Here is a 6376-nt window from a genome sequence, read left to right as displayed (position 1 = left end):
GCGCGGACCCGGGCGCCACACGGCCATGCCTTCCCTCGTCAGACGAAATCGCTCGTACCTCACGATCCCGCCCTCCTCGGTCCAGGCACGGCCGCGACATTGCTCACGGCGCCCGCTCCGCGAGCGCGGACCCGGGCGCCACACGGCCATGCCTTCCCTCGTCAGACGAAATCGCTCGTACCTCACGATCCCGCCCTCCTCGGTCCAGGCACGGCCGCGCCCGGGTCGGGTCGCGGCGTAGGCTCGACGCATGTTGCGCCTGTATGACACGCGGAATCGCCGGATCGAGCAGATCGTGCCGGAGGGGAGCCGTTCCCTGCGGATGTACAGCTGCGGCCCGACCGTCTACAGGTCGGCCCATGTCGGCAACCTCCGGTCGTACCTACTGTCGGATCTGATCAGGCGGGTCAGCGAGCGGCAGCGGGTCCGGGTGGTGGCCTGCCGCAACATCACCGACGTCGGTCACCTGGTCGACGACGCCGAGATCGACTCCTCGGGCGAGGACAAGGTGCTCGCCCAGGCGCGGGCCGAGGGGCGCAGCCCTCTGGAGGTCGCGCGGTTCTACGAGGAGTCCTTCCTCGCGGACACGACCGCGCTGAACATCCGCCCGCCCGACCACTCGCCCCGGGCGAGCGAGACCATCGACCTGATGGTCGAGATGATCGCCAAGCTGATCGAGAAGGGGCACGCGTACGCGGTGCCCGACGGGTCGGTCTTCTTCGACGCGACCTCCTTCCCGACGTACGGGGAGATCTCCGGCAACCGGCTCGACCAGCTGCGGCCCGCGCACCGGATCGAGGGCGTCGACCCGCGCAAGCGGTTCCACGCCGACTGGGCGCTGTGGAAGCCCGCGGAGGGGGAGCCGACCTGGGAGACCCCGTGGGGCCGTGGTTTCCCCGGCTGGCACATCGAGTGCTCGGCCATGTCGCTGCGCTTCCTCGGCGAGCACATCGACGTGCACACCGGCGGCATCGACCTGCGCTTCCCGCACCACGAGGACGAGCGCGCCCAGTCCGACGCCACCGCCGGGCACGAGGTGGTACGGCACTGGGTGCACGGTGAGCACCTGCTCTTCGACGGGCGCAAGATGTCGAAGTCCACCGGCAACGTGGTCCTGCTCAAGGACGTGGCGGAGGCCGGGCTGGACCCGCTGGCCGTGCGGCTGGCGCTGCTGGAGCATCGTCACCGCCAGCAGATGAACCTCACCTGGGACACCCTGCGGGCCGCCGACAGGACCCTGCGGCGCTGGCGCGGCCTGGTGGCCCAGTGGTCGGAGTCCCCGAGCGGCCCGATGCCCGCCGACCAGGTCTCCCGGATCGAGGCCGCCTTCGACGACGACCTCGACACCCCGCTGGCGCTGCGGCTCCTGCGCGAGCTGGAGCGCGACGGGTCGGTGGCCCCCGGTTCCCGCTTCGAGGCGTTCCTGCACCTCGACCAGATCCTCGCCCTGGACCTGTCCATCGACATCGGCAGGACCAGGAGCCTCCCGGCGGGCGCCGCCGAGCTGCTGGAGCAGCGTTCGCGGGCCCGCGACGCCAGGGACTGGGCCGCCTCCGACCGGCTCCGCGACGAGCTGGCCGCCCTCGGCGTGCGGGTCACCGACACCCCGGAGGGCCAGACCTGGTCCTGACGGCCCCGGGACGACCGTGCCGGGGCCGCGGGACCCGTTCCCGCCGACAAGGCGGGCCGTCCCGGGGAAGGCCGGGTTCTCGCCGGGAAGGAGGGCCGTCCCCGGGAGAGTCCCGCTCTCGCGGAAGGGGCACCCGTCTCCCGGGAGGGGGCTCACCTCCCTGGAAAGAGCGCCGCCCCGCCCGGAAGGGGGGAAAGCAGCAGATCACTCGTAATGTCGGTCGCGACCGGTAGCGTCCGGCCCATGAGTGAGAGCACCGTCGCCGTACGACCCGGCACGATCGCGGATCTGGACGAGATCGTCGCCTGCAGTTCGGCGCTGTTCGCCGAGGACGCGGGCACCCGTGATCCCGCCCTGAACGTGAACTGGCCGAAGGAGCACGGCCGGGCCCGTTTCGCCGACGCGCTGGAGGACCCGAGCCGGCTGGTGATGGTCGCCGAGGACGGCGACCGGATCGTCGGCCACCTGACCGGCGCGCTGTCCGAGCCCACCCCGATGCGGCCGGTCACCGTCGCGACCCTGGGCAGCATGTACGTCCAGCCGCCCTATCGGGACCGCGGGATCGGCACCAGGCTCGTGGAGGAGTTCAGGCGGTGGGCCCGCCTGCACGGCGCCCGCTACGCCGGGGTGACGGCCTACGCGAGCAACGAGGGCGCCGTCCGCTTCTACCGGAGGAACGGTTTCGCGGTGCAGTCCACGGTCCTGGAGACGGTGCTGTAGCGGTCCCGGAAAGGTCCCGCAAAGGCGCTGGAGCGGTCCCGGAACGGTCCCGGGCCGATGCCGGCGGCGTTGCGGGACGGGGCGGCGATACGACCGTGATCGATGGGTGTTCAATGACCGGGTGACGAATATCGCGCCCACCGGGACCCAGCACACCATCGCGGCCGACGGCTTCGAGGCCGTCATCACCGAGCTCGGGGCCGGCCTCAGGAGCCTCACCCAGGACGGCAGGCCGCTCGTCGTCGACTTCCCCGCCGACCGGCCCCCGGTCGGCGGGGCGGGGCTGCCCCTGCTCCCCTGGCCGAACAGGATCGAGGACGGCCGCTACACCTTCGACGGCGAGGAGCGGCAGCTCGCGCTGAGCGAGCCCAAGACGGGCAACGCGATCCACGGCTTCTCCCGGACGTTCCCCTGGAGGGTCCTGTCCCATGAGGAGTCCTCGATCCGGATGGGGCTGCGGCTGTTCCCCCAGCTCGGCTACCCGCACATCCTGGACCTCTCCATCCGGTACGCGCTGAGCGCCACCGGGCTGGAGGTGGAGATCGAGGCGGAGAACGTCGGTGCCACCGACGCGCCGTACGGCTTCGGGGCCCACCCCTATCTGACCCTCGGCGCCCCGGGCACCTCCGTCCCCCTCGACGAGGCCGTGCTGGAGCTGCCCGCCGCCCAGTGGATCGCGGTGAACGAGCGGAAGATCCCCACCGGCCGCAAGGACGTCAAGGGGACCGAGTACGACTTCCGGACCGCCCGCCCGATCGGCGGGACCGAGCTCGACACCGCGTTCACCGACCTGGAGCGCGGTGACGACGGGCTGGTGCGGGTCAGGCTGACCTCCCCGGACGGAACCGACGGAACCGGCGGGACCGGCGGGGTCCAGCTCTGGGCGGGCGAGGGGATCGAATGGCTCCAGCTCTACACCGGTGACACCCTGCCCGAGGAGCACCGCAGGCAGGGGCTGGCGGTGGAGCCGATGAGCTGCCCGCCGAACGCCTTCGCCACCGGCGAGGACGTCGTCCGGCTGGCCCCCGGCGGCCGTGCCGTGCACCGCTGGGGGATCGGCCCCGCCTGACGTCCGCCGCGAACACCCCGCGCGGCGCCCTTCTCGGCGCTCCTGGCCGGGTTCGGCCCGAGGGCCTCGATCCCCAGGTCCGGCCCGGCCAGGGCGACGGTGTCACGGACGGCGCCGTCGGCCACGACACCGGACCGGCCGTTCGAGACGGCCGGGGCGTCGACCAGGCCGTCGGCCGAAAGTCTCATGCCCGCATCTTCGTCAATGATCATCATGCCGGGACGGCGGAGGTGGTGCCACACTTGCGGGACCATGCCGTCTAGGAGGTTTTCGTGAGGTTCCGCCCATATGCCCGGCTCCCCCGCGCGCTCAGGTGGCCCGCGCGGGTGCTCACCGTTCTCCTGGTGCTGGGCCTGGCGCTCGCCGGTGCCGGGGTGTGGGGCGTGCGGGCCTCGTTCCCGCAGCTCGGTGGCGAGCTCACCGTGGACGGCCTCACCGCCAAGGTCACCGTGTACCGCGACGGGACCGGCATCCCGCACATCTACGCCGACTCCCCCGACGACCTGTTCATGGCCCAGGGATACGTGCACGCGCAGGACCGTTTCTTCGAGATGGACTTCCGCCGCCACGTGACCGCCGGCCGGCTGTCGGAGATGTTCGGCGCGGCGACGCTGACCGAGGACAGGGTCATCCGGACCATGGGCTGGCGGCGGGTGGCCGAGAAGGAGCTGCCCCTGCTCGACGAGCGGACCAGGCGCTACCTGAACGCCTACGCGGCCGGGGTGAACGCCTGGATGCGGCAGAGCGGCGGCTTCGCCGACCGGAGCCTGGAGTACGTGCTGCTGCGGGCGACCAGCCCGGACTACCGTCCCGAGCCGTGGACCCCGGTCGACTCGCTGGCCTGGCTCAAGGCCATGGCCTGGGACCTGCGTTCCAACATGGGCAGCGAGATCGGCCGCGCGCTCGCGGCGAGCAGGCTGCCGCGCGGGCGGGTGGAACAGCTCTGGCCCGACTACCCGTACGACACCAACCCGCCGATCGTCACCCGGGGCTCGCTCGGCGAGCGCGGGTTCGACCAGGACGCCGAGCCCGGGGCCAGGACGACCGAGCCTCCCCGGCGGCCGGGCGAGCGGGCCCCGGAACCGACCCAGGGTCCGGTCGAGCGGGCCCCCGAACCGACCCTGCGGCCGGACGGGCCACCGGACGGCCGGGTCGCGACGGGGGCCGGGGCCCTGGCCAGGGCGGCCGCGGCCGTGCGCGCGGTGCCGAGCCTGATGGGCGACCCGTCGGGCGGCTCCGGCATCGGCTCGAACTCCTGGGTGGTCGGCGGCGGGCACACCAGGTCCGGCAAGCCGCTGCTGGCCAACGACCCCCACCTGTCGGCGGGGATGCCCTCGGTCTGGTACCAGGCCGGGCTGCACTGCCGGATCAAGAACGCCGAGTGCCCGTTCGACGTCACCGGATTCACCTTCTCCGGCGTGCCGGGGGTGATCATCGGCCACAACGACAGGGTCGCCTGGGGCTTCACCAACCTCGGCCCCGACGTCGCCGACCTCTACCTGGAGCGGACCAGGGAGGACTCCTACCTGTTCATGGGCGACTGGAAGCCGATGGCCACCAGGGTCGAGACGATCAAGGTGGCGGGTGGCGCCGACGTCCGGCTCACGGTGCGCGACACCATGCACGGGCCGATCATCTCCGACGTCATGAAGGACGCCGAGGGCACGCTGCCCGGCATGGGCGCGGTCCTGGGGCAGGAGGCCGACGCGGTCGCGCTCCAGTGGACCGCCCTGGAACCGGGCAGGACCGCCGACTCGATCTTCGCGCTGAACACCGCGCAGGACTGGCAGCAGTTCAGGAGGGCGGCGAGCGGGTTCGAGGTGCCCGCGCAGAACCTGGTCTACGCCGACACCGCGGGCAACATCGGCTACCAGGCCCCGGGCCGCATCCCGGTACGGACCCGCGGCGACGGCACCTGGCCGGTGCCGGGCTGGACCGGCGAGTACGCCTGGCGGTCGACGATCCCCTTCGACGAGCTGCCCAGCGTCTACAACCCGCCGGAGGGCTACATCGTGACCGCGAACAACGCGGTCGTCGACCCGGACCGCTACCCGCACGATCTCACCAGGGACTGGGCCTACGGGTACCGCTCCCGGCGCATCCTGGACCGCCTGGGCCGGGCGGTGAAGGACGGCAAGGTGGACGTCGCGGCGATGAGCGCGCTGCAGCAGGACGACCACAACGGTTTCGCCCGCTTCCTGGTGCCCAGGCTGACGGCCGTCGAGGTGGCCGGGCCCGTCCGGGACGCCCTCGCGCTGCTGCGCGGGTGGGACCACTCGCAGGGGGCGGGCTCGGCACCGGCCATGTACTTTAACGCCGTCTGGCGCCACCTGCTCATCGAGACCTTCAACGACGACCTGCCCGAGGGTGCCCGGCCCGACGGCGGCGACCGCTGGTTCGAGGTCGTACGGGTCATGCTGGAGCGGCCGGACGACGCGTTCTGGGACGACCGGGCCACCCCGCGCGCCGAGACCCGCGACGACATGCTGCGCCGGGCGATGGCCGCGGCCTACGACGAGCTGACCGCCGAGCTCGGCCCGGACCCCGGGGACTGGCGCTGGGGCGACCTGCACTCGCTGGAGCTCGTCCACCAGACCTTCGGCACCTCGGGGATCGGCCCGATCGAGTGGCTCTTCAACCGCGGGCCGTTCCCGGTGGCCGGTGGTGACGACGCGGTCAACGCCGCCGGCTGGGACGTGCAGGAGGACTACACGGTGGGCTGGCTGCCGTCCATGCGGATGGTCGTGGACCTGGCGGACCTGGACGGGTCCCGCTGGATCAACCTGACCGGCGCCTCCGGGCACGCCTTCCACGACAACTACTGGGACCAGGCCCCGCTGTGGGCGGACGGGCGGACCGTCCCGATGCTCTCCCGCCCGGAGTCGGTCAAGAAGGCGGCCGTCCACACGCTGGTCCTGACCCCCTGAGGGCGGGCCCGGGCCCCCGCCGGGGGTGCC

General features: G+C 72.6%; 4 protein-coding genes and 1 pseudogene. 4 read left to right on the top strand and 1 reads right to left on the bottom strand.

The features are described 5' to 3' along the window. Window positions 1–250: 250 nt before the first annotated feature. From cysS to ACZ6RT_RS08775, 3 genes are all read left to right on the top strand, one after another. Window positions 251–1630 (top strand): cysteine--tRNA ligase, encoded by a 1380-nt coding sequence (cysS, locus tag ACZ6RT_RS08785; RefSeq protein WP_399187950.1) that lies wholly within the window; start codon window positions 251–253, stop codon window positions 1628–1630. A gap of 243 nt (window positions 1631–1873) precedes the next feature. Beyond that, window positions 1874–2350, top strand: coding sequence for a GNAT family N-acetyltransferase (locus ACZ6RT_RS08780; RefSeq protein ID WP_399187952.1), 477 nt, complete (start codon window positions 1874–1876; stop codon window positions 2348–2350). A 121-nt stretch (window positions 2351–2471) separates the two neighbouring features. Next, window positions 2472–3419 carry an aldose 1-epimerase family protein gene (locus tag ACZ6RT_RS08775; protein WP_399187954.1) on the top strand — a complete coding sequence of 316 codons (948 nt, stop codon included), beginning with the start codon at window positions 2472–2474 and terminating at the stop codon, window positions 3417–3419. A 38-nt stretch (window positions 3420–3457) separates the two neighbouring features. Here the strand turns inward: ACZ6RT_RS08775 and ACZ6RT_RS08770 are convergent. Then, window positions 3458–3673: pseudogene (locus ACZ6RT_RS08770) on the bottom strand (RraA family protein); the annotation flags it as partial. Window positions 3674–3691: 18 nt separating this feature from the next. On the opposite strand from ACZ6RT_RS08770, the gene ACZ6RT_RS08765 reads away from it, so the two are divergent. Further along, window positions 3692–6346 (top strand): penicillin acylase family protein, encoded by a 2655-nt coding sequence (locus tag ACZ6RT_RS08765; protein ID WP_470152690.1) that lies wholly within the window; start codon window positions 3692–3694, stop codon window positions 6344–6346. Window positions 6347–6376: the final 30 nt, after the last annotated feature.

This window comes from Streptosporangium sp. NPDC050148, from assembly GCF_055586505.1.
Note: the sequence above shows the minus strand (reverse complement) of the source record. Positions and strands in the feature narration are given on the sequence as shown.